A 25,603-nucleotide genomic window follows, 5' to 3' on the forward strand; every position below is an offset into this window, starting at 1 on the left:
AGGTGCCGCCATGACTGACGCCGACAACTTCTCCTCGACCCATTCGGCCACGGGCCATTTTGCCGACCTGATCCTCGACAACGGCCGCTTCTACACCCAGGACCCGGCGCAGCCCTGGGCCGAGGCGGTGGCCATCGGCGGGGGGCGCCTGCTGGCCGTGGGCAGCCGTACCGCCGTGCAGGCGCTGCGTGGCCCGCAGACCCGCGTACACGACCTCGACGGGGCCTTCTGCATGCCCGGCCTGCACGACATGCACACCCACCCGGACCTGGCCCTGGCGCCGCGCTACAGCGACGACCTCGATGTCGGTATCGAGGACCCGACGCCGGCGCAGCTGGAGGCGGCGATCCGCGCCTATGCCGATGCCCACCCCGGCGAGGGCTGGATCCACGGGCAGTACTGGGTGCGCTACACCTTCCGCGAGGCGGGCCTGGTGCCCGGCCGCGCCTGGCTCGATGCGGTGATGCCGGACCGCCCGGTGGCGCTGCTGGACCGCATGTGGGGCACCATGATGGTCAACTCGAAGGCGCTGCAGCTGGCGGGCATCGACCGCCATACCCCCGACCCGCGCAACGGCTACCTGGAGCGCGACCCGCTGACCGGCGAGCCCACCGGGCTGATGATCGACGGCGCCTACGCGATGATCCACGCCGCCATGCCGCCGACCCCGGTGGCGGTGCTGCGCCGGGCTTACCGCGATGGCGTGCACTTCCAGAGTTCACGCGGGGTCACGGCGAGCAAGTACGTGCACGTCTGCGAACACCGCCTGCAGGCGCTGAAGGCGCTGGACGACGCCGGCGAGCTGACGGTGCGCATCGAGGCGGCGATCAGCTGGCAGGACGATATCTTCCCGGTGCGTCGGCGCTGGGAGCTGCTGGCCGGCGAGCGCCACTACTACCGCAGCGCCCGGCTGAGCGCCAACGCGGTGAAGTTCCACTTCGACGGCACGGTGGAGCCGCGCTCCTCCTTCCTGCTGACGCCCTGGCCGAACGAGTCGGACTGGCGCGGCAAGCTCAACCTCACCCCGGAACACATCACCGACATGCTGGTGGACATGGACCGCCGGGGCATCCGCGTGATCGCCCACTGCACCGGCGATGGCGCGTCCGACGTGTTCCTCGATGCGGTGGCGGAGGCGCGGCGGCGCAACGGCTTCAGCGGGGTGCGCCACCAGTGTGCCCACAGCACGCTGCTGCACCCGGGCAACCTGGCGCGCTTCCAGGCGCTGCAGGTGATCGCCGAGTTCTCCCCGGCGGCCTGGTACCCGACGCCCTTCGCCAGTGGCGCGCGTTCGGGCTATGGCCAGGAGCGGCTGAAGCGCATCTACGACTTCAAAGGGGTGCTGGAGGCCGGCGGCACGGCGGTATTCGGCACCGACTGGCCGGTGGCGTCCATCGATCCCTGGCTGGCGCTGGAGACGATGGTGACCCGGCAGAACCCCTGGAACGACGACCCGGCCTGCTTCGGCGAGCCCATCAGCCTGCCCCAGGCGTTGCGGGTGGCCACCCTGAACGGGGCGCTCGCCATGGGGCTGGAGGCCAGCACCGGCAGCCTGGAAGTGGGCAAGGCGGCGGACCTGATCGTGCTCGACCGCGACCTGTTCGCCCAGCCGGCGCGCAATTACATCCACCGCACCCAGGTGCTGCTGACCTTCGTCGAGGGGCAACTGGTGTACGACCGGGGCGAGGCGCTGGCGGGCCTGGGGCTGCAGGCGGTGTGGCGCGGCGAGCCGCCGGTGATCGAGTCGGGGGCACGCCAGGATGGCTGAGCGCATCGCGGTCACGGTGGTGGCGGGCTTTCTCGGCGCGGGCAAGACCACGCTGCTCAACCGCATGGTGCGGCAGGCCGGGGACAGCCGGCTGGCGGTGATCGTCAACGATTTCGGCGCGCTGAACATCGATGCGGCGCTGGTGGCCGAGGTGACCGATGCGGTGTACAGCCTGCAGAACGGCTGCATCTGCTGCACGGTGCAGGAGGACCTGCTGGCGCAGCTGGCCAGCCTGGCGCAGCTTTCGCCGCGCCTGGAGCGCATCGTCATCGAGTGCAGCGGTGTTTCCGACCCGCAGCGCATCGTGCAGACCCTGGGTTATCCGCAGTTGCGTGACCTGCTGCGGCTGGACCTGGTGATCACCCTGGTGGACGCCACGCGGCATCTGGCGCTGGAGGGCGACTACGCACGCCTGGCCCGCGCCCAGGTGGCGGCGGCCGATGTGCTGCTGCTGAACAAGGCGGACCTGGTGGACGAGGCCACCCTGGCCGCCGTGCGGCAGGTCCTGCCGGGGCGGGCGCTGGTGCATGTCGGGGTGCAGGCCGACCTGCCGGAGGCGCTGTGGCTGGAGCCGGCGCAGCGGGCGCCGGGGTTGGTGCCGGTGGCGGGCGTGGCCCACGCCGGGCTGTTCGAGAGCTGGCTGTGGCGCAGCGGCGAGCGCTTCGACGGTGCGCGCCTGCAGGCCTGGCTGGGGCAGGTGCCGGCGGAAATCTTCCGCATCAAGGGCTGCATACGCCTGGCCGGGCGGGAGGAGAGCCTCTGGCTGCAGCAGGTGGGCGGACGCAGCCAGTTCGAGGCGATGCGGGAGCGGGCGGAGGGTTCACAGCTGGTGTTCATCGCCCGGCAGGGGTTTGCCGGGCGTGAAGCCCTGGAGCGCGGTCTGCGCGACTGCCTGGGCTGAATGGCTCAGCGGCCGTCGCGGAAGGCGGTCCAGATCTCGTCGCGGGTGGCGCCGAGCTTCTCGGGCAGGGGTTCCAGGGCGAACAGGCGGCGCTTGGTCTCCTTGTCCGGGTAGAGGCCGGGCTGGTCACGCAGGCTGGGTTCGAGGAACTGGCGCGAGTCGACGTTGCCGTTGGGGTAGAGCGTTTCGCTGGTGATCCGGGCGGCGACCTCGGGCTGCATCAGGAAGTCGATGAAGCGGTGGGCCAGGTCGGCGCGGTTGGCGCTCTTGGGGATGACCAGGTTGTCGATGAACAGCACCGAGCCTTCGTCGGGCACCACGAAGCGGACCGGCTGGCCGGCGGCTGCGGCGTTCAGGGCGTCGCCGACCCAGGCCATGGCGACGCACAGGTGGCCCTTGTTGAGGTCCTCGATGTAGCGCTCGCTGTCGATGTAGCGCAGGTTCGGGCGCAGGCCTGCCAGGACTTCGGCCGAGCGCTTGAGGCGGCTGGGCGCGGTACGGGCGAGGCTGCGGCCCTGGTAGGTCATGAGCACGGAGAGGGCTTCGTCCGGGGCGTCCAGCACGCTCATGCCGCAGCTGGAGAGGCGCTTGCTCTGCGCGGGATCGAAGAGCACGGCCCAGCTGTTGGGCAGCGGGCCGCCGAAGGCTTTCTCGGCCTGCGGGCCGTTCACGGCGAGGCCGACGGCGCCCCACAGGTAGGGCACGGCGTAGCGGTTGTCGGGGTCGACGCCGGCGAGCTTGCTCATCAGCTGCGGGTCGAGGTGCTTGCGGTTGGGCAGGCGGGCGAGGTCCAGCGGCTGCAGCTTGCCGGCGCGGATCAGCTCGGGAAGGTTGTTGTGGGAGGGCACCACCACGTCGGCCGCTTCGCCGCTGTCGATGACCTTGAGCAGCTCTTCGGCGCTGGTGTAGGTGCGGTAGTCGATGCGGATGCCGGTCTGCTGCTCGAAGTCCTTGAGGACCTGGGGCGCGATGTAGTCGTTCCAGTTGTAGACGCGGATGCTCTCGTCGGCGGCGGCAAGGGTCGGCAGCAACGCGAGCAGCAATGGGGCGAGGAAGCGGGGCATGGAGTCCTCCCTGGTGGATGGCGCAGCATTGTGCGGCGGCATGAGGTTCAGCAGGTTGATTCACATCAGCGCCTGGGCCTCTCTAGCTCGGGCCTTTGCGCGTTTTCCACTGCCCATTCCGCACGCAGGGAGGCGGATTGCAGGCAAAAAAACGCCGGCCCTGGGGCCGGCGCTTCTGGACTCGATTACACGGTATGCAGGTACCAGTTGTATTCGAGGTCGGAGATGGAGTGCTCGAACTCCTCCAGCTCGCTTTCCTTGCACGCGACGAAGATGTCGATGTAGTCCGGGCTGATGTACTTGGCCAGGATTTCACTGTCATCCAGTTCGCGCAGGGCGTCGCGCAGATTGTTCGGCAGGCTCTGCTCCAGCTGCTCGTACGAGTTGCCTTCGATGGGCGCACCGGGCTCGATCTTGTTGGTCAGGCCGTGGTGGATGCCGGACAGGATGGCCGCCATCATCAGGTACGGGTTGGCGTCAGCACCGGCTACGCGGTGTTCGATGCGCACTGCGTCGGAACTGCCGGTGGGCACGCGAACGGCCACGGTACGGTTGTCCAGGCCCCAGCTCGGCGCGTTCGGCACGTAGAACTGTGCGCCGAAGCGGCGGTAGGAGTTGACGTTGGGGCAGAGGAAGGCCATCGAGGCGGCCATGGTCTCGAGCACACCGCCGACCGCATGACGAAGGGCGGCGTTCTGCTCGGGATCATCGGCAGCGAAGATGTTCTTGCCGGTCTTCTTGTCGATCAGGGAGATGTGCACGTGCAGACCGTTGCCCGCCTGGCCCGGGTAGGGCTTGGCCATGAAGGTGCTGTCCATTTCATGGTCGTAGGCGATGTTCTTGATCAACCGCTTGAGCAGGACCGCGTAGTCGCACGCCTTGAGGGCGTCGGTTACGTGGTGCAGGTTGACTTCGAACTGGGCAGGGGCGCTTTCCTTGACGATGGCGTCGGCCGGGATGTCCTGGACCTTGGCACCTTCGAGGATGTCCTGCAGGCAGTCGGCGTACTCGTCGAGGTCGTCGATGAGGTAGACCTGGGTGGACTGCGGGCGCTTGCCGGAGATCGGGGAGCGCGGCGGCTGCGGACGGCCGTTCACGTTCTCCTGGTCGATCAGGTAGAACTCCAGCTCGAACGCGGCGCAGATGGTCAGGCCCAGCTCGTCGAACTTCTCCACGACCTGGCGCAGGACTTCACGCGGGTCGGCGAAGAACGGCTCGCCTTCGATTTCGTGCATGGTCATCAGCAGTTGCGCGGTGGGGCGCTTCTGCCAGGGCTCGTCGCACAGGGTGCCGGGGATCGGGTAGCAGATACGGTCCGCATCGCCGATGTCCAGGCCGAGGCCGGTGCTTTCGACGGTGGAGCCGTTGATGTCGAGGGCAAATAAGGAGGCGGGGAGGTTGATACCTTTTTCGTAGACCTTGTGGAGACTGGCGCGTTCGATTCGCTTGCCTCGAACCACACCATTCATATCTGCGATCAGGAGATCGACGAACTGGACCTCAGGATGTTCCTTAAGGAACTCGTTCGCTTCTTGAAGCTGAACGGCACGCGGGGGTACCGACATGATGCAACACCTTTCTTGTTAAAAATATCAATCACGTATTGACTAGGGGTTGAGTCAATCGAAAAGCCCCCTGGATGTCAATAGCGCCCTATTTTGCCCTAAAGCGGGGCTCGATGGCCAATTTTGGGGCGTTTCAGGGCATCTTGGCCCTGCTCGGAGCCATGCCCGGCGCGGCGTCCAGTGGGGTGTGTTCAATTTTTTACAGCCCTATTGTGTAAAAAAATGAACAACGCTAAGCTCGGCCGAAACCCATAACAGCAATAAAACGGGTGCCCCATGTCTCGCCTGCCGTTGATCGGCGTAACCGCTTGCACCAAGCAGATCGGTCCACATCCCTACCATGTTGCAGGTGACAAATATCTTCGGGCGGTAGCCCTTGGGGCTGGCGGTATTCCCCTCATCATTCCGGCGCTGGGCGATATTCTGGACATCGATGCCCTGCTGGAGAGTCTAGACGGACTCCTGTTCACCGGTTCGCCTTCCAACGTAGAACCTCATCTTTATTCCGGCCCGGCCAGCGCGCCCGGCACCCTCCACGACCCTGATCGCGATGCCATCACCCTGCCCCTGCTGCGTGCTGCAGTGGAGCGTGGCGTGCCGGTGCTGGGCATCTGCCGGGGCTTCCAGGAAATGAACGTGGCCTTCGGCGGCTCGTTGCACCAGAAGGTGCATGAGGTCGAGGGCTTCATGGACCACCGCGAGCCTGAAGACCAGCCGCTGGAGGTCCAGTACGCACCGCGCCACCCGGTTTCCGTGCAACCGGGTGGTGTGCTCGCCGGCCTCGGTGTGCCGAGCGAGTTTCTCGTCAATTCCATCCACGGCCAGGGCGTTGAACGTCTGGCGCCCGGCCTTCGAGTTGAAGCGCTGGCGCCCGACGGGTTGGTCGAATCCGTATCGGTCGAAGGCGCCAGGTCCTTCGCACTCGGCGTACAGTGGCACCCCGAGTGGCAGGTTCGCTCCAACCCCGTATATCTCGCCATCTTCCAGGCCTTTGGTGAGGCTTGCAGGGAGAGGGCGGGGCAACGCTGAGCCCGGCTATTCCAGTCGAGGCTCTCAAACCCTGAGGTCTTTATGACTACCAAGCTCGACCAGCTCACCAGCTGGCTGAAAGAACGCAAAATCACCGAAGTTGAATGCTTGATCAGCGACCTTACCGGCATTGCGCGCGGCAAGATCTCGCCGACCAACAAGTTCCTCGACGAGAAGGGCATGCGCCTCCCCGAGAGTGTGCTGCTGCAGACCGTCACCGGCGACTATGTCGAGGACGACATCTATTACGACCTGCTCGACCCGGCGGACATCGACATGTTCTGCCGCCCGGACGAGAAGGCCGTCTACCTGGTGCCCTGGGCCATCGAGCCCACCGCCATGGTCATCCACGACACCTTCGACAAGCAGGGCAACCCCATCGAGCTGTCGCCCCGCAACCTGCTGAAGAAGGTGCTCAAGCTATACGCGGACAAGGGCTGGAAGCCGATCGTCGCGCCGGAGATGGAGTTCTACCTGACCAAGCGCTGCGACGACCCGGACTTCCCGCTGCAGGCCCCGCTGGGCCGCTCCGGCCGTCCTGAAACCGGCCGCCAGTCCTTCTCCATCGATGCCGCGAACGAGTTCGACCCGCTGTTCGAGGACATGTACGACTGGTGCGAGACGCAGGACCTGGACCTGGACACCCTCATCCATGAGGAAGGCCCGGCGCAGATGGAGATCAACTTCCGTCACGGCGATGCCCTGGACCTGGCCGACCAGATCCTGGTGTTCAAGCGCACCATGCGCGAGGCCGCTCTCAAGCACAACGTGGCCGCCACCTTCATGGCCAAGCCGATCACCGACGAGCCGGGCAGCGCCATGCACCTGCACCAGAGCGTGATCGACATCAAGACGGGCAAGAACGTCTTCTCCAACGATGACGGTTCGATGAGCGACCTGTTCCTCCAGCACATCGGGGGCCTGCAGAAGTACATCCCCGAATTGCTGCCGCTGTTCGCCCCGAACGTGAACTCCTTCCGTCGTTTCCTGCCCGATACCTCGGCGCCGGTGAACGTGGAATGGGGCGAGGAGAACCGCACCGTGGGCCTGCGCGTGCCGGATGCCAACCCGCAGAACCGCCGCGTGGAGAACCGCCTGGCCGGCGCCGACGCCAACCCCTACCTGGCCATCGCCGCCAGCCTGCTGTGCGGGTACATGGGGATGGTGGAAGGCGTGAAGCCGAGTGCGCCGGTGAAGGGTCGTGGCTACGAGCGCCGCAACCTGCGCCTGCCGCTGACCATCGAGGCAGCACTGGAACGGATGGAATCCTGCCGGGAGATCGAGAAGTACCTGGGCAGCAAGTTCATCAAGGCCTACGTGGCCGTGAAACGTGCCGAGCACGAAAACTTCAAACGGGTGATCAGCTCCTGGGAACGTGAGTTCCTGCTGCTCTCCGTCTGATCAGGAACCGGCACGCCGGCCGTGAAGGCCGGCGTCGCCGAAGAGTGTTTAACGAGGTATGGAAATGAACAGCCAAGTGACCAATCCAAGGACCCTTGAGTGGCAGGCCCTCAGCCGTGACCACCACCTGCCGCCCTTCACCGACTACAAGGCGCTGAATGCCAAGGGTGCACGCATCATCACCAAGGCCGAAGGTGTCTACGTCTGGGACAGTGAAGGCAACAAGATCCTGGACGGGATGGCCGGCCTGTGGTGCGTGAACGTCGGCTATGGTCGCGAGGAGCTGGTGCAGGCCGCGGCCAACCAGATGCGCGAACTGCCCTTCTACAACCTGTTCTTCCAGACCGCCCACCCGCCGGCCATCGAACTGGCCAAGGCCATTTCCGAGCTGGCGCCGGAAGGCATGAACCACGTGTTCTTCACCGGCTCCGGCTCCGAGGCCAACGACACCGTGCTGCGCATGGTCCGCCACTACTGGGCGACCAAGGGCCAGCCGAAGAAGAAAGTGGTGATCGGCCGCTGGAACGGCTACCACGGCTCCACCGTCGCCGGCGTCAGCCTCGGCGGCATGAAGGCCCTGCATGGTCAGGGCGACCTGCCGATCCCCGGCATCGTTCACATTCCCCAGCCCTACTGGTACGGCGAGGGCGGCGACATGGCCCCGGCCGAGTTCGGCGTCTGGGCGGCCGAGCAGCTGGAGAAGAAGATTCTCGAAGTCGGCGAGGAGAACGTCGCCGCCTTCATCGCCGAGCCCATCCAGGGCGCCGGTGGCGTCATCGTCCCGCCGGAAACCTACTGGCCGAAGATCCGCGAGATCCTCGCCAAGTACGACATCCTGTTCATCGCCGACGAAGTGATCTGCGGCTTCGGCCGTACCGGCGAATGGTTCGGCAGCCAGTACTACGGCAACGCCCCGGACCTGATGCCGATCGCCAAGGGCCTGACCTCCGGCTACATCCCCATGGGCGGCGTCATCGTCCGTGACGAGATCGTCGAGGTCCTCAACCAGGGCGGCGAGTTCTATCACGGCTTTACCTACTCCGGTCACCCGGTGGCCGCCGCCGTGGCCCTGGAGAACATCCGCATCCTGCGTGACGAGAAGATCGTCGAGAAGGTGAAGGCGGAAACGGCACCATATTTGCAGCAACGCTGGCAGGAGCTGGCTGACCATCCCCTGGTCGGTGAAGCGCGTGGAGTGGGCATGGTTGGCGCACTCGAGCTGGTCAAGAACAAGAAGACCCGCGAACGCTTCAACGACCTGGGCGTGGGCATGCAGTGCCGCGAGCACTGCTTCCGCAATGGCCTGATCATGCGGGCGGTGGGCGATACGATGATCATTTCGCCCCCCCTGGTGATCACCAAGGACGAGATCGACGAACTGGTGACCAAGGCTCGCAAGTGCCTTGACCTCACCGCGAGTGCAGTTCTGGGTTGAGCAAATGGGCGAGTTTGCAAACAATCGCTACCGCGAGCTGTTGTAAGCACCGCCCCCCACCCTAGACTGTGCCAGTGCGTTGGCCAGGCTCACCGGGCGGTGGCGTATTCGGTTACGACGCCGCTCGGACACTTAAACAACAAACGGAGCTACCCGCATGTTCAAAACCTTCGGCAAGACCCTGCTCGCCGTGACGCTGGCTGGCGCTGTGGCCGGCGTGGCCCAGGCAGAAGAAAAGGTGTTGCACGTCTACAACTGGTCTGACTACATCGCCCCGGACACCGTGGAGAAGTTCACCAAGGAAACCGGGATCAAGGTGGTCTACGACGTCTTCGACTCCAACGAGACCCTCGAAGCCAAGCTCCTGGCCGGCAAGTCCGGTTATGACATCGTGGTGCCCTCCAACAACTTCCTGGCCAAGCAGATCAAGGCCAAGGTCTACCAGCCGCTGGACAAGTCCAAGCTGCCGAACTGGAAGAACCTGGACCCGAACCTGCTGAAGACCGTCGAAGTGTCCGACCCGGGCAACCAGTACGCCTTCCCCTACATGTGGGGCTCCATCGGCATCGGCTACAACCCGGAGAAGGTCAAGGCCGTCCTGGGTGACAATGCCCCGGTGAACTCCTGGGACCTGCTGTTCAAGCCCGAGAACATCGAGAAGCTGAAATCCTGCGGCGTCTCCTTCCTCGACTCGCCGACCGAGATCCTCCCCATCGCCCTGCACTACCTGGGCTACAAGCCCACCAGCCAGGACCCGAAGGAGCTGAAGGAAGCCGAGGCCCTGTTCCTCAAGATCCGTCCCTACATCACCTACTTCCACTCCTCCAAGTACATCTCCGACCTGGCCAACGGCAACCTGTGCGTGGCAGTCGGCTACTCGGGTGACGTGTACCAGGCCAAGTCCCGCGCCGAAGAGGCCAAGGGTGGCGTGAAGGTCGCCTACAACATTCCGAAGGAAGGCGCCGGCACCTTCTTCGACATGGTCGCCATCCCCGCCGATGCCGCCAACCCCGACGCCGCCTACGCCTTCATGAACTTCATCATGAAGCCGGAGATCATGGCCGAGATCACCAACGTCGTTCAGTTCCCGAACGGCAACGCCGCCGCGACCCCGCTGGTGGATGAGGCGATCCGTACCGACCCGGGCATCTACCCGAGCCAGGAAACCATGGCCAAGCTCTACGCCTTCCCGGACCTGCCGGCCAAGGTGCAGCGCGTGATGACCCGTACCTGGACCACCATCAAGTCGGGCAAGTAAGCCGTCGTACCCCGTCCCCTGGTTGAACCGGGGGACGGTCATCCCCGAGAGGATCGCTCATGCGAAAACGTCCCTGGCTGTACGGGTTGCTGGCCAGCGCCCTCCTCATGTCCGCCGTCAGCGCGGAAGAGCGGGTGGTGCGCGTCTACAACTGGTCGGACTACATCGCCCCCGGCACCCTGGAGAACTTCCAGAAGGAGACCGGCATCCGGGTGGTCTACGACGTCTTCGACTCCAACGAAACCCTCGACGGCAAGCTCGCCACTGGCCATTCCGGCTACGACGTGGTGGTGCCCACCAACCACTTCCTGGCCAAGCAGGTGCGGGCCGGTACCTACCAGAAGCTGGACAAGTCCAAGCTGCCCAACCTCGCCCATCTCGATCCCGCCGTGCTGGAACGCCTGGCCAGTGGTGATCCGGGCAACGAATACTCCGTCCCCTACCTGTGGGGGACCAACGGCATCGGCCTCAACGTCGACAAGGTCCGCGCCATCCTCGGCAACGACACGGCCCTGGATTCCTGGTCGCTGCTCTTCGATCCTGCCGTGGTGAAGAAGCTGCACGCCTGCGGCGTCGCCCTGCTGGACACCGGCGACGAAGTCATCCCGCAGATGATCAACTACCTGGGCATGTCGCCCCACAGCCACGAGCGGGCCGACTTCGACAAGGCCACCGCCGCGTTGCTCCAGGTCCGCCCCTCGGTCACCTATTTCCACTCCTCCAAGTCCATCGCCGACCTGGCCAACGGCGACATCTGCATCGCCTTCGGTTATTCCGGCGACATGCTCCAGGCCGCCACCCGCGCCCGGGAAGCCGGGCGCCAGGACGAGATCCGCTACGTGATCCCCAGGGAAGGCACCGCCATGTGGGCGGACATGCTGGCCATCCCCCGCGACGCCCAGCATGTCGAGGAGGCCCATGCCTTCATCAACTACCTGATGCGGCCCGACGTGATCGCCAGCATCAGCAACTACGTGTCCTATGCCAATGCCAACAAGGACGCGACGCCGCTGGTGGATGCCAGCGTGCGCGACAACCCCGGCGTGTACCCTGCGCCGGACGTGATGGCCAAGCTTTACGTGGCCCGGGAACGCCCCCGCGAAGTGCAGCGTTGGCTGACCCGTGACTGGACCCGGATAAAGAGCGGGCGCTGAACCCCGAACCCAATGACTGCCGCCCTGCCTGCGTGCGGGCGGCCCGGCGCAAACAAGAGGACTGAAGTGTGCGAGTTTCCTTCGGCAAAACCCTGATCACCGCTGCCGTCCTGACCCTGGCCAGCCAGGCCCAGGCAGAGCAGACGGTGCACATCTACAACTGGTCCGACTACATCGGCGAGACCACCCTGGCCGATTTCCAGAAGGAAACCGGTATCCGCCCGGTCTACGACGTCTTCGACTCCAACGAGACCCTCGAGGGCAAGCTGCTGGCTGGGCGAACCGGCTATGACGTGGTCGTCCCCTCGAACCACTTCCTCGGCAAGCAGATCAAGGCCGGCGCCTTCCAGAAGCTCGACCGCGCCCAGCTGAAGAACTGGGACAACCTCGACCCCGCGCTGCTCAAGCGCCTGGAGGCCAACGACGCCGGCAACCAGTACGCCGTTCCCTACCTGTGGGGCACCAACGGCATCGGCTACAACGAAGAGAAGGTCAAGGCGGCGCTGGGCGTCGACAAGATCGACTCCTGGTCCGTGCTCTTCGAGCCCGAGAACATCAAGAAGCTCAGCAGCTGCGGCGTCGCCTTCCTCGACTCGGCCGACGAGATGCTGCCGGCCGTGCTCAACTACCTGGGCCTGGACCCCAACAGCAAGAACCCTGCCGACTACAAGAAGGCCGAGGCCAAGCTGATGGCGGTGCGCCCCTACGTCACCTACTTCCATTCCTCCAAGTACATCGGCGACCTGGCCAACGGCGACATCTGCGTGGCCGCCGGCTTCTCCGGTGATATCTTCCAGGCCGCTGCGCGCGCCGAGGAAGCCGGCAAGGGCGTGAAGATCGCCTACGCCATCCCGAAGGAAGGTGCCAACCTCTGGTTCGACATGATCGCCATCCCGGCCGACGCCACCAACGTCAAGGAGGCCCACGCCTTCATCGACTACCTGCTGCGTCCCGAGGTGATCGCCCAGGTCAGTGACAGCGTCGGCTATGCAAACCCCAACACCAAGGCCGGCGAGTTCATGAAGCAGGAAGTACGGACCGATGAGTCCGTCTATCCGCCACAAGCGGTCCTGGACAAGCTCTACGTATCGGCAGAGCTGCCGCCCAAGGTCCAGCGGCTGATGACCCGCACCTGGACCAAGGTGAAATCGGGCAAGTGATAACAGGGGCGCCGCGCGGCAGGGAGCGTGCGGTGCCTACACAAGCGGGCGCAGGGCGAACCAGGATGAATGGCTCGCGCCTTTCAGGCAGTACTGAACGCGACCGGCCATAATGGCCGGCTAAGCAAGAATCTGGGAGTGTGTGGTAATGGCTATAGCCTCCGGCGCCTACAAGAAAGCCCTCGAGGGCGGCCAGCAACCCAAAGAGGTGCTGGTCAAGATCGACCGGGTAACCAAACAGTTCGACGAGACCCTCGCGGTCGACGACGTCTCGCTGACCATCAACAAGGGCGAGATCTTCGCCCTCCTGGGGGGCTCGGGCTCGGGCAAGTCGACCCTGTTGCGGATGCTCGCCGGTTTCGAACGCCCGACCGAAGGGCGCATCTACCTGGACGGTGTCGACATCACCGACATGCCGCCCTACGAGCGCCCCATCAACATGATGTTCCAGTCCTATGCGCTCTTCCCGCATATGACTGTCGCGCAGAACATCGCCTTCGGACTCAAACAAGATCGCCTGCCCGCGGCCGAGATCGAAGAGCGGGTCAACGAGATGCTCAAGCTCGTGCAGATGACCCAGTACGCCAAGCGCAAGCCGCACCAGCTGTCCGGCGGCCAGCGCCAGCGCGTGGCCCTGGCCCGCTCCCTGGCCAAGCGACCCAAGCTGCTGCTGCTCGACGAGCCCATGGGCGCCCTGGACAAGAAGCTGCGTTCGCAGATGCAGCTGGAACTGGTGGAGATCATCGAGCGCGTGGGCGTGACCTGCGTGATGGTGACCCACGACCAGGAAGAGGCCATGACCATGGCCCAGCGCATCGCCATCATGCACCTGGGCTGCATCGAGCAGATCGGCAGCCCGGTGGACATCTACGAGACCCCCATCAGCCGCCTGGTGTGCGAGTTCATCGGCAACGTCAACCTGTTCGACGGCGAAGTGGTGGATGACGCCGAAGACCATGCCCTGATCGCCTGCGCCGAACTGGAGCGCCCGATCTACGTCGGCCACGGCGTGACCACCTCCGTGCAGGACAAGCGCATCACCTACGCTCTGCGCCCCGAGAAGCTGCTGGTCACCACCGAGCAGCCCACCTGCGAGTACAACTGGTCCCGCGGCAAGATCCACGACATCGCCTACCTCGGCGGCCACTCGGTGTTCTACGTGCAGCTGCCCGGCGGCTCCATCGTCCAGTCGTTCGTCGCCAACGCCGAACGTCGCGGTGCCCGGCCGACTTGGGAAGATGAAGTCTTCGTATGGTGGGAGGACGACAGCGGGGTGGTGCTGCGGTCATGAAAATATCCAGCATAAAGAAGCGCCTGCCCACGGGCCGGCATGCGGTGATCGGGGTCCCGTTCCTCTGGTTGTTCCTGTTCTTCCTGCTGCCCTTCGCCATCGTGCTGAAGATCAGCTTCGCGGAAGCGGACGTGGCCATCCCCCCGTACACCGAGATCTACACCTGGGTCGACAACCAGCTGCAGATCGCCCTCAACCTCGGCAACTACCTGATGCTGAACGAGGACGAACTCTACCTGGCGGCCTACCTGGGCTCGCTGAAGGTCGCCTTCTTCAGCACCCTGCTCTGCCTGCTGATCGGCTACCCGATGGCCTACGCCATCGCCCGCGCCAGCAAGGAGTCGCAGACCGTGCTGCTGCTGCTGATCATGATGCCGACCTGGACCGCGATCCTGATCCGCGTCTACGCGTGGATGGGCATCCTCAGCAACAACGGCCTGCTCAACGGCTTCCTCATGACCATCGGGGTCATCAGCGAGCCGCTGCAGATCCTCAACACCAACCTCGCGGTGTACATCGGCGTGGTCTATTCGTACCTGCCGTTCATGGTGCTGCCGCTGTACGCCAACCTGGTCAAGCACGACCTCAGCCTGCTGGAAGCCGCCTCCGACCTCGGTTCGAGCAACTTCAACAGCTTCTGGAAGATCACTGTGCCGCTGTCCAAGAACGGCATCATCGCCGGCTCCATGCTGGTGTTCATCCCGGTGGTGGGCGAGTTCGTGATCCCCGAGCTGCTCGGCGGACCGGAGACGCTGATGATCGGCAAGGTGTTGTGGCAGGAGTTCTTCAACAACCGCGACTGGCCGGTGGCATCCGCCCTGGCGGTGGTGATGCTGGCGATCCTGATCGTCCCGATCATCCTGTTCAACCGTAACCAGGCCAAGGAACTGGAGGGCAAGGTATGAAGCGCTTCAGTTTCTCCAACCTGATGCTGTGGGTGGGTCTGCTGTTCATCTACCTGCCGATGGTCATCCTGGTCATCTACTCCTTCAACGCCTCCAAGCTGGTGACGGTGTGGGGCGGCTGGTCGATCAAGTGGTACGTCGGCCTGCTGGACAACACCCAGTTGATGACCTCGGTGATGCGCTCCCTGGAGATCGCCTTCTACACCGCCATCTCCGCCGTGGCCCTGGGCACCCTGGCGGCCTTCGTGCTGACCCGCATCCCGCGCTTCCGTGGCCGCACGCTGTTCGGCGGCATGGTCACCGCGCCGCTGGTCATGCCCGAGGTGATCACCGGTCTGTCCCTGCTGCTGCTCTTCGTGGCCATGGCCCAGCTCATCGGCTGGCCCCAGGAGCGCGGGCTGGTGACCATCTGGATCGCCCACACCACCTTCTGCTCGGCCTACGTGGCCATCGTGGTGTCGGCGCGCCTGCGGGAGCTGGACCTGTCCATCGAGGAAGCGGCCATGGACCTGGGCGCGCGCCCGTGGAAGGTGTTCCTGCTGATCACCATCCCCATGATCGCGCCGTCCCTGGCGGCGGGCGGGATGATGTCCTTCGCCCTGTCCCTGGACGACCTGGTACTGGCGAGCTTCGTCTCCGGCCCCGGCTCCACCACCCTGCCGATGGAGGTCTTCTCCGCCGTGCGCCTGGGCGTGAAGCCGGAGATCAACGCCGTCGCCAGCCTGATCCTGCTGAGCGTGTCGTTGTTCACCTTCCTGGCCTGGTACTTCAGCCGCAAGGCCGAAGAGCGCCGCAAGCGCGCCATCCAGGAGGCCATGGAAGCCATGGCCCTGGAAGCCGCTTCCAGCAACAAGCGCAGCGCCCAGCCGGCTTCGGCCTGATCGCCGCGTGAAACGAGAAAGGCCACCTTCGGGTGGCCTTTTTCGTGGGCGTGTCCTGGCGTGGAGCTGTACAGGCCGGCCGTACCCTGTGCGTGGGCGAAGCAAGCGGGCCTGACGTACCACGAGCACGCCGTAGCAACGACAACGCCCCCGGCCCGCTGGGGCCGGGGGCGTGTTCGGGTCACTGGGCGCGTGGCACCAGCTTCAGCGTGTCGCGGGTATTGGCCTGCACGTCCTCGTCGCTCATGTGCATCGGCACGTACCGGCCCTCGATGTAGCGCTCGGCCTGGTCCGCGTAGTGACGGTCGAACGGCACGCCACTCTGTCCCACCGGGTTGATGCCGAGCCCGTGGGCCGGGTCGGCGAGGTCGATCAGGCGGCGGGTGGACGGCCCGTAGACCACCTCCCACGGCGCCGGGCCGACCCGGTTGGCCAGGTTGTTGGGCATCTCGTGGGCGCCCGGTGCCGCGAAGGGGCCGACGTTGAACAGACGATCCAGCGGCTTCTGCTGACCCAGCGGGTGGCCGTGGGTGAGGGTGTGGGCCCGGCCCCAGGTCCAGTTCGCGCGGTCGGCGCCGAAGGTCTTCTCCAGGTGCGCCAGGCTGGCCTGCCAGGCGGCCTTGACCACATCCGCCCGGCTCTCCCGGGCCTCGGTGCCGCGCACGTCCCACCAGGGCGACTGGGCGTCGGCGGCCAGGCGCGGCAGGGCCACGTCCAGCACGCGGGTCGACAGCAGGTTGTCGAAGAAGGCATCGCCCAGTTCGTCGTGGAAGGCGCCCTTGGCCAGTTCGTAGATCAACTGCTCGAACAGCGTGGCGGCGGTGGACTCCAGCGGGTGATCGCCCTTCCAGGCGGCCAGTTGCTCCACCAGTGCGCGCTCGTCGTCGTTGCCGGCGGCGGCCCGCAGGTCGTCCAGCAGCGGTGCCAGCAGGCGCGGGCCGTAGCCGGTGGCGGTGTCCAGCTGCAAGGCCTGGCTGTTGTTCAGATCCCACTTCACGCTGGCGTCGGCCAGGCGGCTGTCCAGGCGCTGGCCGCGGTCCGGCAGGTTGTAGTAGCCGGGGATGGCCACGCCGGTAGGCGATTGCGGCTGGTAGTTGGCCGAGACGATGTAGCCGCGCGCCGGGTTCTCCTCATGGGGGTTGGCGCTGAAGGGCAGGAAGCCCGGCTTGTCCGCCTCGCCCTGGCTGCCGTCGAGGATGAAGTACGGGTTCACCCCGGCCGGGCGGTTCGGCAGGCGTGCGGCGGCCCACCAGCCGATGTCACCGTCGGCATTGGCCCAGACCACGTTGAGGCCGGGGGCGTGGATCTTCTCCGCCGCCGCTCGGGCCTTGTCCAGGGTGTCGGCGCGGTTGAGCTGGTAGAAGGCGTCCAGCACCGGGTTCTCGGTTTCCAGGAAGGCCCACCACATGGCGATCGGGGTCTTGCCGGCGGTGGCGCCCAGGGCGTCGTTGACGATGGGGCCGTGGGGTGAGCGGCGCAGGGTGAGGGTGATGGGGTCGGCGCCCTTCACCTTCAGCACTTCCTCGCGCTGGGTCATGTCCACCCACTGGCCCTGGTACCAGACCTGGTTGGGGTTGTCCGGGTTGACCTTCTCCGCCACCAGGTCCAGGTCATCGTTCTGGAACATGGTCAGGCTCCAGGCGAAGCGGGCGGTGTGCCCCAGCGACGCGGTGGGGTTGAGCGCCTGCAGGTGGCCGTAGAGGTCGAAGCCCGGGTAGCTCATCTGCGCCTCGTACCACACGGCCGGCACGGCGAAGCGGATGTGCGGGTCGCCGGCCAGCAGTGGCTTGCCACTGGCGGTGCGGCTGCCGGAAACCGCCCAGGCGTTGCTGCCCTCGAACTGCGGCAGGCCGGCTTCCACCAGCGCCTGGTGGCTGACCCGGGCGAGGCTGTTGAGGGCCTTCCAGTCGGCAGCCGCCAGCTTCTGGCCCACCACCCCTTCGGGGTGCCAGTCCAGGTCGAAGGCGCGCAGGTAGTCCGCGCCCAGCTCGTCGCGGATGTAGGTCAGCACCGGCTCGGTGCGGAAGGCTGCGGCAAAGCTGTAGGCCATGTAGCCGGCTACGGCGAAGGTGTCCTCGACGGTGAACGGCTGCTTCTGGATACCCAGCAGGTCGAACTCGACCGGGGCCGGACGGCTGGCCTGGTACTGGTTGATACCGTCCAGGTAGGCCTCCAGCGCCTTGGCCGACGGGCTGTTGCGGTCCATCCGGCGCACGTATTCCTGGGCGTGGTGGCGCAGTTCGAGGGTGCGGAACAGGCGGTCGGTCTCCACCAGGCGCGGGCCCAGCACTTCGGCCAGCTCGCCCTTGGCCAGGCGGCGCAGCATCTCCATCTGGAACAGGCGGTCCTGGGCGTGGACGAAGCCCAGCGCGCGGTACATGTCGGCTTCGTTCTCGGCGCGGATGTGCGGCACGCCGCGTTCGTCGTAGCGGACGCTCACCGGGGCCTGGAGGTTGCTCAGGGCCAGTTCGCCATCGCGCACCGGCTTCTTGCTCTGGGTGTACCAGGTGGCGCCGGCAGCGGCGGCGGCCACCACCACGGCAAGGACGGTCAGGGTACGTTTCATGGGCGGATTCTCCTTGTTGTAGTGGGCGCCATTCTGCGCAGCGGCCGCTGCGCTGGCATTGACCAGATGCTGCGAAGCGCAGAGCATTTGGTCACTCCGGAGGTGCCATGGATTTCTCGCCGTTCCCCCGCCCTGCCCTGACCCATTCCTCAACCCTGCGCCGCCTGCTCTACGAAGCATTGGCCGAGCTCGGCCTGGACCCCACCGACACCTACCGCCGGGTGTTCGGCCTGGCGCCGTCCGTGCCCTGGCTGGACGGCCGCGAGGACCACGACAGCGCCCCGCGCTTCTGGCTGGCCATGGCCGGCATGACCGGTGACGACGACATCGGCCTGCACCTGGGCGAGGTCATGCGCCCCCGGCCGATGGACGTGATGGGCTACCTGCTGCAGGCCGCCCGCGACCTGCGCCAGGGGCTGGAGGCCTTCGTGCGCTACCAGCACGTCGCCTCCGGCGGCTTCGCCGCGCGTCTGGAGGAGCACAGCGAAGTGGCCCGGTTGGTCATCGACCTGCACTACGTCGGGGTGGGGCACCTGCGCCAGCAGGTGGAGTGCGTCGCCCTGCTGCTGAGCCGCATGCTCGGCGCGGTGCTGGGGGAGCCGCTGCCGCTGCTGGGTGTGTGCTTCCGCCACCCCGCGCCGCGGCGCCTGGCTGAGCACCGTCGGCTGTTCGGGGTGGAACCGCTGTTCGCCCAGCCCCACGATGCGTTGCTGTTGCCCCGGTCGCTGCTGGCCCGCCCCCTGGGCAGCGCCAGCCCGAGGGTGTTCGAGGTACTGGAGCGGGAGGCCGAGCGGCAACTGGCGGAGCTGGTGGAGAACCAGCTGCAGGAGCGGGTGCGCTATTGGCTGGCCCTGCGCCTGGAGCGTGGTGACTGCACCCTGGCTGCCTGCGCCCAGGCCCTGGGCATGACCCGCAGTGCCCTGCAGCGCAGCCTGGCCGAACAGGGCACGGGCTTTCGCGCCCTGCATGACGAGGTGCGGCGCATGCGTGCCCGTGAGCTGCTCGACGCCGGCCACGGCGTGCGCGAGGTGGCCCGGGCCTGCGGCTTCGCCGAGCTGTCGCCGTTCTACCGGGCCTTCCAGCGCTGGGAGGGGCATACGCCGGGCACCCGGCACCTGTCGGTCGCATCGGCTGGTCTATGCTCGGAATGACACCGCGTCCTCAAGGGCCATCGCGGTGGCGGCAGGGAAGGCGACCGTAGTGACAGGGGCGTCGGTCAGACCTGGATGAGGGCGGTGCAATGCTCAGATGTGTGGCAATGCTGTGGCTGCTGGCCGGGGGTGCAGGCGCCTGGGCGGCGGAGCCGGTGAAGATCTGCCTCGGTGGCGGCAACGAGTGGCCACCCTTCACCTATTGGGAGCGCCATGACGGCAAGCCCGATCAATCGCGGCTCACCGGTTCGGCCGCGACCCTGGTGCTTACTGCACTGAAGCACCTCGGATACGACTACGACGTGAGCTACCTGCCCTGGGCGCGCGTGCAGCAGGAACTGGCGGACTACGCCTCCCGCCAGAACTGCGAGGTGACCTGGGACGCCAGCTACACCCCCGAGCGAGCGGCGTTCGCCCACTACAGCGAGCCGCTCTACCACACCCGCCTCGGGCTGTTCTATTCCGCCACCCGCTTTCCCACGCCGCCGGACATCAAGGCGCCGGGTGCCCTGGCCAGCCAGCGGCTGTGCGGCGTGATCGGCTACAACTACGACCCCTACGGCATCACCGATGAGCCCCAGCGGGTGGCCAGTGTGCAGCAGGCTTTGGACCTGGTGACGCGCCAGCGCTGCGACCTGTTCCCCAGCGAAATCGAACCGCTCTACGGCGGCATCGAACTCGGTGCCTACCGGGCCGACGGGACCCTGCGCTACCTCGTGCTGCCGTCGCGCAAGGCCTTCTACCTGCTGGTGGCACGCAGTTCGCCCCGGGGTGAGGCGCTGGTGAAGGCGCTGAATGGGGAGCTGCGTGCGATGAACGCCAGTGGTGAAACGGAGGCCATCTTCCAGCGCTTCCGCCCGGCCGGGCTGGATCAGCCGCCGGCCGGCGCCCATTCGCAGTAGCAACCAACCGCCAGGGTGTGGGTCGCTTCCACGGCTCGGCCGGCGAGCAGCGCCTCGATGATGGGTTCGATGAAGCTGTTGGCCGAGTTGCACACCGCCCCCTCGCTGTAGGGGCCGAAGTAGGCCAGCTTGCCGTCGCGGTCCCAGATGCCCACGGCAGGCGTGGCGGGAATGGCCTCGGCCCCCGGCAGTCCGGCCAGCAGCTGCATGCGCTGCAGGTTCTGCGGCAGGTGCCCCTGGCTGCCGGGTTTCTGCACCGCATAGAAGGTCACGCCCTGGTCGGCGAAGCGTTCGATCAGCTCCCCCAGGTGCTGCTGGTTGCCGACGTTGCACGGGCAGGCGGGGTCGAAGAAATGCACCAGGCGGATCGGCCCCGGCCCGGCGAGGGAGGCCGGCAGGTGCAGTGCATCGCCGGAGAACAGCGCCGTGCGCTCGTCGAAGGGGCGGATGTAGCGCCCCTCGTACCAGCGGTAGGCCAGGCCCAGGGCAATGACGACGGCCAGGGCCAGCAGGCCGAGGAGCAGGGACTTGAGGGGAAATGAACGCATGGGAGCCGACCTTGTGCGGGGCGCATAGCTTGCCATGGCCGGCCGTGCAGCTGAATATCGGCAGCCACTGCCGCCCCGAGAAGCGGCGAGCCCGACTGCCCTGCCGCCTGGAAGCCCCGATGTCCGACGCTCCGCAACCCGAACAACTGCGCCCGCTGTTGCGCCCGCTGGCCGCCGACGCCCCAGACCTGGAGCTGGCTGCGACCTACCGTCGCTACTACGGGCTGGACCTGGCGATGCGCAAGCCGGCGCCCCATGTGCGCCTCGGCAGCCTGGACGTGGGCGGCTACCGCATTGCCACCCAAGCCTGGTGGCCGGCACAGCCCCGCGCCACCCTGGTGATGCTGCACGGCTATTACGACCACATGGGGCTTTACCGCCACCTGGTGGACTGGGCGCTGGAGATGGGCTTTGCGGTGATCGCCTGCGACCTGCCCGGGCACGGCCTGTCCAGTGGCGAGCGGGCCAGCATCGGCGATTTCGCCGAGTACCAGGCGGTGCTGGTGGCGCTGCTGGGCGAGGCCGGGCGGCTGGGGTTGCCGCAGCCCTGGCACCTGGCCGGGCAGAGCACGGGCGGGGCCATCCTGCTGGATTTCCTGCTCACCGGCTCGCCGCCGCCCGGGCTGGGCCGCACCCTGTTGTTCGCCCCGCTGGTGCGCCCGCGTGCCTGGGGCTGGTCGCGTTTCAGCTACCTGATGCTGCGCCCGTTCGTGGAGTCCATCCCTCGGCGCTTCAGCGTCAACTCCAGTGATGCCGAGTTCATCGACTTCGTCCACAACCGCGACCCGCTGCAGCCGCGCAGCCTGCCCACCGCCTGGGTTGGTGCCCTGTCGCGCTGGGTGCCGCGCATCGAGGCTGCCCAGCGCAGCCCGCACCGGCCGCTGGTGATCCAGGGCGATGGCGACATGACGGTGGACTGGCGGCACAACCTGCAGGTGCTGCAGGCCAAGTTCGATGCGCCCGAGGTGCTGATGCTGCCCGGCGCCGGGCATCACCTGGTGAACGAGTCGGCGGCCTACCGCGAGCGCTACTTCGAATTCCTCAGGCAGCGCCTGGCGTGAGTGGGCGGGCCTCGCCTCAGGGGGCGAGGCTGGAGGCGTCCTGCCCCACCGCCAGGCTGGCGCGCACGGCGGCCAGGGCGGCCTGGTAATAGGCGCGGCCTTCGCGGGATTCGGCGAAGGTGACGAACTCTTCCATTTCCGGGTCCGACAGCCCGCGATAGACGTACAGCAGGGTGTTGTCCAGGTCGTTGCCGATCTGCTCCATCAGGCGCTGGCGCTGGCCGTCGAGCATGCCCTGGGCCTGGCCGCCGCCCAGCAAGCCGGGGAGCATCTGGCTCAGGCTGTCGGCGGCGACGCCGGCCAGGGCGAGGCTGACCTCGGCACCCGCCTCCCGCGCCGGCAGGGCCTGGGCCAGGTGGCGCACCTGCAACTGGCGGGTGGCGCTGGCTTCCATGCGCGGCAGGCCGTTGGCGTTCTTGGCGAGCTGGTCACGGCGGGTGGCCAGAACCTCGGCGGCGGTGATCTTGCGCCCCAGCGGCGACTGGAAGAAGGCCAGGGCCGGGCGTGGATCGTTCAGGTTGGCTCGCAGTGCGGCGAGGGCGCGCTGGTCCATGGCCTGGCCTTGGAAGCGGCGGTTGCTGTTGTCCACCAGCGCCTGGTAGACGGCCGGCGGCAGGCTCTTCTGGTAACGCTGCTGCGCGGCGCTCAGTGCGTCGGTGAAATGCGCCCGCTGTTCCGGCCAGCCCGCCGCCTGGTAAAGGCTGGCGTGGTCGTCGGCCAACGCCGGCAGACCGAGTAGCAGGAATGTGACAGCGAGAAGCAGGCGCATGGGATCTCCTGGGGGGAAACGAGAGCCGGTGTTGTTCTAGGACCCGGAGGGGCGGGCTCGGTTCGGCCGGGGTGCCGACGATTCACGGGGGTGGTGCGGCGCGGGCTATTTTCCGGGGGCTGGGGGTGCTTGTCGAGGCATGCCGGGGCCCTGCGCATGAAATTCGTTCTAGGCTATGAACGCCAGGCCTGGCGGGCGGTTGCAGGGGCGGTGAAGCGTGCTTGCAGGAGGCTTTCGTCGGGCGTGAAAGATTTTTCCATCCGCCCTGTAGGCGGCGTTATAGCGCCCATTTAGAATGCCCCGACCATGCCGACCCCCCCCTTCGAATTTTCCCCGGACACGCTTGCCGATGGCCTTGCCCGCCAAGGCTGGTGCCTGCTCGCCAGCGCATTGGACAACGACTTCGTGGCGGCGCTGGCCGGCGAATGCAGGGCGCGTGCTGCGGCTGGGGTGCTGAGCCAGGCCGGCATCGGTCGTGGCGATGCGCTGCAGGTCCGCGAGGGCATCCGCGGCGACAGCATCGATTGGCTGGAGCCGGGGCAGGCCGAGGTTTCCGATCGCTACCTGGCGCTGATGGACGAGCTGCGGCTGGTGCTCAACCGCGAGCTGTTCCTGGGGCTGGAGGATTTCGAGGCGCACTTTGCGCTCTACCCGCCCGGCGCCTTCTACCGGAAGCACGTAGACCGCTTCCGCGATGACGACCGCCGCACGGTCTCCGCCGTGCTCTACCTCAATCCCGATTGGCAGCCCGAGCAGGGTGGCCAGTTGCGCCTCTACTTCGCCGACGGCTCGATCCGTGACGTGGAGCCGGAGGCCGGGACCCTGGTGGTGTTCCTCTCCGGCGACCTGCCCCACGAGGTGCTGCCGGCCAACCGCGAGCGGCTGTCCCTCACCGGCTGGTTCCGCCGCCGGGGCGATACGCCGCTCTGATCGCCAGGGGGCTCAGTGCCCCCAGACCTTGAGGGTGCCGCGCAGGTCGACGATGTCGCGCACCTCGATGCTGCCCAGGCTGCTCTCGCCGACGTACATGTCGGCGGCCACCCGCATGCGGATGCGCTGGGCCGGCAGCCCGGACTGGATCAGCTGGTCGTTGATGGTGGTCAGGTCCGGCAGGGTCAGCACCATCTGCTCGACGCCGCTGGCGTTCTTGATCACATCCACCATCAGGGTCGGCTGGTCGACGTTGAACACCGGCAGGGTCAGGCCCAACTGCGCCGGGCCGAGGGCGAAGCTGCCACCGGCGCCGTTGGGGCAATCGGCGGCGCTGAGGCAGCCGTTGTCGATGCGGATGTTGCGCAGGGAGGCGTTGCCGCCGTCATCGGTCCAGGTCAGCCGGTCGATGCGGGACATCACGTCCAGGCGGATGCTCAGGCCGGATTGGCCGGTCACCTGGCCGAGTTGGCCGTTGTCCAGGACCTGGAGGTCCGCGTGGCTGGTGTTGGCGGCCAGCAGGGTGAGGCAGGCGAGGAGCGGGGGCAGGGCTTTTCTTGTTATGGGCATGGCGACTGTCCTTCGCGAAGGGGCGGCCGCAGTGTGGGCGGGGCCTGTGGCGGATGCCAGGGCCGGACGGCGTTTCCCGCCGAAGGATGGGCCAGCCAAAGGTGGGTGTGACGGGGTGTGGGGCCTCGGGCTGTTACCGGGTGTGGCCCGGGAGTACCCTGCGCGCCGAGGAGATCACCATGCAGAAGATTCTGATCAGCCGCTGCCTGCTCGGGCAGCGGGTGCGTTACGACGGCGGCGCCCACGGCCCCTATGACCTGCTGCAACGCTGGCAGGACGAGGGGCGGGTGGTGCCGGTGTGTCCCGAGGTGGAAGGCGGGCTGCCGACGCCGCGCCCGCCGGCCGAGATTCCCGGTGGGCAGGGCCTCCAGGTGCTGGAGGGGCAGGCGCGGGTGATGACCGATGGCGGTGAGGACGTCACCACGGCTTTCGTCGCGGGTGCGCGCCTGGCCCTGGAGCTGGTGCGGCGCCACGGCATCGCGGTAGCCGTGCTCAAGGCGCGGAGCCCGTCCTGCGGGAACGAAGAGGCCTACGACGGCACCTTCACCGGCACCCGTATCCCCGGGGAGGGGGTGACAGCCGCCTTGTTACGGCAGGCCGGGGTGCGTGTGTTCAACGAGACGCAGCTGGAGGCCGCGCAGGCCTGCCTCGCAGCCCTGGAGGCGGACGACCTACTCTGAGGCCGCCGGTTCGGGGGTGGGCTCCGGCGCCGAGGCGGGCGCCTGCGGTGCTGCCACGGCGGGTGTCTCGTGGCCGCCGTGCCATTTCTGCTCCAACTGCTCCAGGTGGCCCGTGCTGCGGAGCTTGCCCAGTGCATTGTTCAGGGCGCTGCGGAAGGCCGGGTTGTCGCGGCGGAAGGGAATGCCTTCCGCCGGGGCGGCTGGCTTCGACGGGCTGGGCGCCAGGCCCTGGGTGGCCGGGTTCGTGGCGGCAGTCGGTGGGGCAGGTGTGTGGGTGTAGGGCTCGCTGAGTTCCAGTTGCGGGTCCTCGCCGGCGGTCTTCAGGCTGCTGCCGAGGGCGATGTCCACCTTGCCGCTGCGCAGGCTCTCCATCAGCTCGTCGGGGCTGACCGGGATGAAGTCCGCCTTCACGTTCAGCTCGTCGGCCAGGGCGTTGCCCAGGTCCACCCCGTAGCCCTGCAGCTGTTCGCCGTCGCGCAGGGCGAAGGCTGCATCGTTCTCCACCAGGGCGATCCGCAGGCTGCCCCGCTCCCACACATCGTCGATGAGGTCCGCCCGGACCGACGGCGAAGCCAGGGGCAGTAGAAACAACAGGCAGTACAACAGGCGCATGG

Annotated in this window: 23 protein-coding genes; 16 read left to right on the top strand and 7 right to left on the bottom strand. The window is 66.9% G+C overall.

The window, feature by feature from the left end:
- The first annotated feature begins 10 nt into the window (after positions 1-10).
- Both PotMrB4_RS01380 and PotMrB4_RS01385 read left to right on the top strand, forming a co-directional pair.
- Positions 11-1,768 (top strand): amidohydrolase, encoded by a 1,758-nt coding sequence (locus PotMrB4_RS01380; protein ID WP_172432314.1) that lies wholly within the window; start codon positions 11-13, stop codon positions 1,766-1,768.
- Entirely contained in the window at positions 1,761-2,669 is a 909-nt protein-coding gene (locus PotMrB4_RS01385) for a CobW family GTP-binding protein (RefSeq protein ID WP_172432315.1), read from the top strand. Before PotMrB4_RS01380 ends, PotMrB4_RS01385 begins: the two co-directional genes overlap by 8 nt.
- 5 nt (positions 2,670-2,674) lie before the next feature.
- On the opposite strand, the gene PotMrB4_RS01390 is transcribed toward PotMrB4_RS01385, so the two are convergent.
- Together PotMrB4_RS01390 and PotMrB4_RS01395 are read right to left on the bottom strand one after the other, a co-directional pair.
- Complete coding sequence (locus PotMrB4_RS01390; protein WP_172432316.1) at positions 2,675-3,733, bottom strand: polyamine ABC transporter substrate-binding protein; 1,059 nt, start codon at positions 3,731-3,733, stop codon at positions 2,675-2,677.
- 185 nt (positions 3,734-3,918) lie between these two features.
- Complete coding sequence (locus PotMrB4_RS01395) at positions 3,919-5,298, bottom strand: glutamine synthetase family protein (RefSeq protein ID WP_074967085.1); 1,380 nt, start codon at positions 5,296-5,298, stop codon at positions 3,919-3,921.
- Between the two features lie 276 nt (positions 5,299-5,574).
- On the opposite strand from PotMrB4_RS01395, the gene PotMrB4_RS01400 reads away from it, so the two are divergent.
- The 9 genes from PotMrB4_RS01400 to PotMrB4_RS01440 all read left to right on the top strand — a co-directional run bounded on the left by PotMrB4_RS01400 (position 5,575) and on the right by PotMrB4_RS01440 (position 15,812).
- A complete protein-coding gene (locus PotMrB4_RS01400) occupies positions 5,575-6,327 on the top strand; it encodes a gamma-glutamyl-gamma-aminobutyrate hydrolase family protein (RefSeq protein ID WP_172432317.1) in 753 nt (250 codons plus the stop codon).
- Positions 6,328-6,369: 42 nt separating this feature from the next.
- Positions 6,370-7,728, top strand: a complete 1,359-nt coding sequence (locus PotMrB4_RS01405; RefSeq protein ID WP_044402210.1) for a glutamine synthetase family protein — start codon at positions 6,370-6,372, stop codon at positions 7,726-7,728.
- Positions 7,729-7,792: 64 nt separating this feature from the next.
- Positions 7,793-9,163: an aspartate aminotransferase family protein gene (locus tag PotMrB4_RS01410; protein WP_172432318.1), complete on the top strand. Its 1,371-nt coding sequence runs from the start codon at positions 7,793-7,795 to the stop codon at positions 9,161-9,163.
- Between the two features lie 157 nt (positions 9,164-9,320).
- The gene (locus tag PotMrB4_RS01415; protein ID WP_074967087.1) at positions 9,321-10,421 is read left to right on the top strand and encodes a polyamine ABC transporter substrate-binding protein; all 1,101 of its coding nucleotides are present in this window, start codon (positions 9,321-9,323) and stop codon (positions 10,419-10,421) included.
- 59 nt (positions 10,422-10,480) lie between these two features.
- On the top strand, positions 10,481-11,575 hold the full coding sequence (locus PotMrB4_RS01420) for a polyamine ABC transporter substrate-binding protein (protein WP_172432319.1): 1,095 nt from the start codon (positions 10,481-10,483) through the stop codon (positions 11,573-11,575).
- Between the two features lie 68 nt (positions 11,576-11,643).
- Positions 11,644-12,735, top strand: a complete 1,092-nt coding sequence (locus PotMrB4_RS01425) for a polyamine ABC transporter substrate-binding protein (protein WP_107328484.1) — start codon at positions 11,644-11,646, stop codon at positions 12,733-12,735.
- A 148-nt stretch (positions 12,736-12,883) separates the two neighbouring features.
- A complete protein-coding gene (locus PotMrB4_RS01430; RefSeq protein WP_074967092.1) occupies positions 12,884-14,026 on the top strand; it encodes an ABC transporter ATP-binding protein in 1,143 nt (380 codons plus the stop codon).
- Positions 14,023-14,931: an ABC transporter permease subunit gene (locus PotMrB4_RS01435; protein ID WP_394353065.1), complete on the top strand. Its 909-nt coding sequence runs from the start codon at positions 14,023-14,025 to the stop codon at positions 14,929-14,931. The genes PotMrB4_RS01430 and PotMrB4_RS01435 overlap by 4 nt, the downstream gene beginning before the upstream one ends.
- On the top strand, positions 14,928-15,812 hold the full coding sequence (locus PotMrB4_RS01440; RefSeq protein ID WP_044402221.1) for an ABC transporter permease subunit: 885 nt from the start codon (positions 14,928-14,930) through the stop codon (positions 15,810-15,812). The genes PotMrB4_RS01435 and PotMrB4_RS01440 overlap by 4 nt, the downstream gene beginning before the upstream one ends.
- 181 nt (positions 15,813-15,993) lie before the next feature.
- Here the strand turns inward: PotMrB4_RS01440 and PotMrB4_RS01445 are convergent, their stop codons facing one another.
- Entirely contained in the window at positions 15,994-18,378 is a 2,385-nt protein-coding gene (locus PotMrB4_RS01445; RefSeq protein ID WP_172432320.1) for a penicillin acylase family protein, read from the bottom strand.
- 107 nt (positions 18,379-18,485) lie between these two features.
- On the opposite strand from PotMrB4_RS01445, the gene PotMrB4_RS01450 reads away from it, so the two are divergent.
- Both PotMrB4_RS01450 and PotMrB4_RS01455 read left to right on the top strand, forming a co-directional pair.
- Positions 18,486-19,529 carry an AraC family transcriptional regulator gene (locus tag PotMrB4_RS01450; RefSeq protein ID WP_172432321.1) on the top strand — a complete coding sequence of 348 codons (1,044 nt, stop codon included), beginning with the start codon at positions 18,486-18,488 and terminating at the stop codon, positions 19,527-19,529.
- Between the two features lie 107 nt (positions 19,530-19,636).
- Positions 19,637-20,431 (top strand): substrate-binding periplasmic protein, encoded by a 795-nt coding sequence (locus tag PotMrB4_RS01455; protein WP_197939504.1) that lies wholly within the window; start codon positions 19,637-19,639, stop codon positions 20,429-20,431.
- On the opposite strand, the gene PotMrB4_RS01460 is transcribed toward PotMrB4_RS01455, so the two are convergent.
- Positions 20,401-21,015 (bottom strand): DUF6436 domain-containing protein, encoded by a 615-nt coding sequence (locus PotMrB4_RS01460; RefSeq protein WP_394328311.1) that lies wholly within the window; start codon positions 21,013-21,015, stop codon positions 20,401-20,403. The genes PotMrB4_RS01455 and PotMrB4_RS01460 overlap by 31 nt on opposite strands.
- 83 nt (positions 21,016-21,098) lie before the next feature.
- On the opposite strand from PotMrB4_RS01460, the gene PotMrB4_RS01465 reads away from it, so the two are divergent.
- Positions 21,099-22,040: an alpha/beta hydrolase gene (locus PotMrB4_RS01465; RefSeq protein ID WP_142012927.1), complete on the top strand. Its 942-nt coding sequence runs from the start codon at positions 21,099-21,101 to the stop codon at positions 22,038-22,040.
- A gap of 16 nt (positions 22,041-22,056) precedes the next feature.
- Here the strand turns inward: PotMrB4_RS01465 and PotMrB4_RS01470 are convergent, their stop codons facing one another.
- Positions 22,057-22,809: a DUF2059 domain-containing protein gene (locus PotMrB4_RS01470; protein ID WP_107328479.1), complete on the bottom strand. Its 753-nt coding sequence runs from the start codon at positions 22,807-22,809 to the stop codon at positions 22,057-22,059.
- 306 nt (positions 22,810-23,115) lie between these two features.
- Between PotMrB4_RS01470 and PotMrB4_RS01475 the strand changes: the two genes are divergently transcribed.
- Positions 23,116-23,739, top strand: a complete 624-nt coding sequence (locus tag PotMrB4_RS01475; RefSeq protein ID WP_044402234.1) for a 2OG-Fe(II) oxygenase — start codon at positions 23,116-23,118, stop codon at positions 23,737-23,739.
- A 12-nt stretch (positions 23,740-23,751) separates the two neighbouring features.
- Here PotMrB4_RS01475 and PotMrB4_RS01480 read toward each other — a convergent pair whose 3' ends face one another.
- Positions 23,752-24,309, bottom strand: a complete 558-nt coding sequence (locus tag PotMrB4_RS01480; protein WP_074967103.1) for a DUF6160 family protein — start codon at positions 24,307-24,309, stop codon at positions 23,752-23,754.
- Between the two features lie 179 nt (positions 24,310-24,488).
- Here PotMrB4_RS01480 and PotMrB4_RS01485 point away from each other — a divergent pair, with 179 nt between their 5' ends.
- Positions 24,489-24,989, top strand: coding sequence for a DUF523 domain-containing protein (locus tag PotMrB4_RS01485; RefSeq protein ID WP_107328478.1), 501 nt, complete (start codon positions 24,489-24,491; stop codon positions 24,987-24,989).
- Here the strand turns inward: PotMrB4_RS01485 and PotMrB4_RS01490 are convergent.
- Positions 24,981-25,601, bottom strand: a complete 621-nt coding sequence (locus PotMrB4_RS01490) for a transporter substrate-binding domain-containing protein (RefSeq protein ID WP_172432323.1) — start codon at positions 25,599-25,601, stop codon at positions 24,981-24,983. The genes PotMrB4_RS01485 and PotMrB4_RS01490 overlap by 9 nt on opposite strands.
- Between the last annotated feature and the right edge of the window lie 2 nt (positions 25,602-25,603).

The sequence above is a fragment of the Metapseudomonas otitidis genome (assembly GCF_011397855.1).
GTDB lineage: Bacteria > Pseudomonadota > Gammaproteobacteria > Pseudomonadales > Pseudomonadaceae > Metapseudomonas > Metapseudomonas otitidis.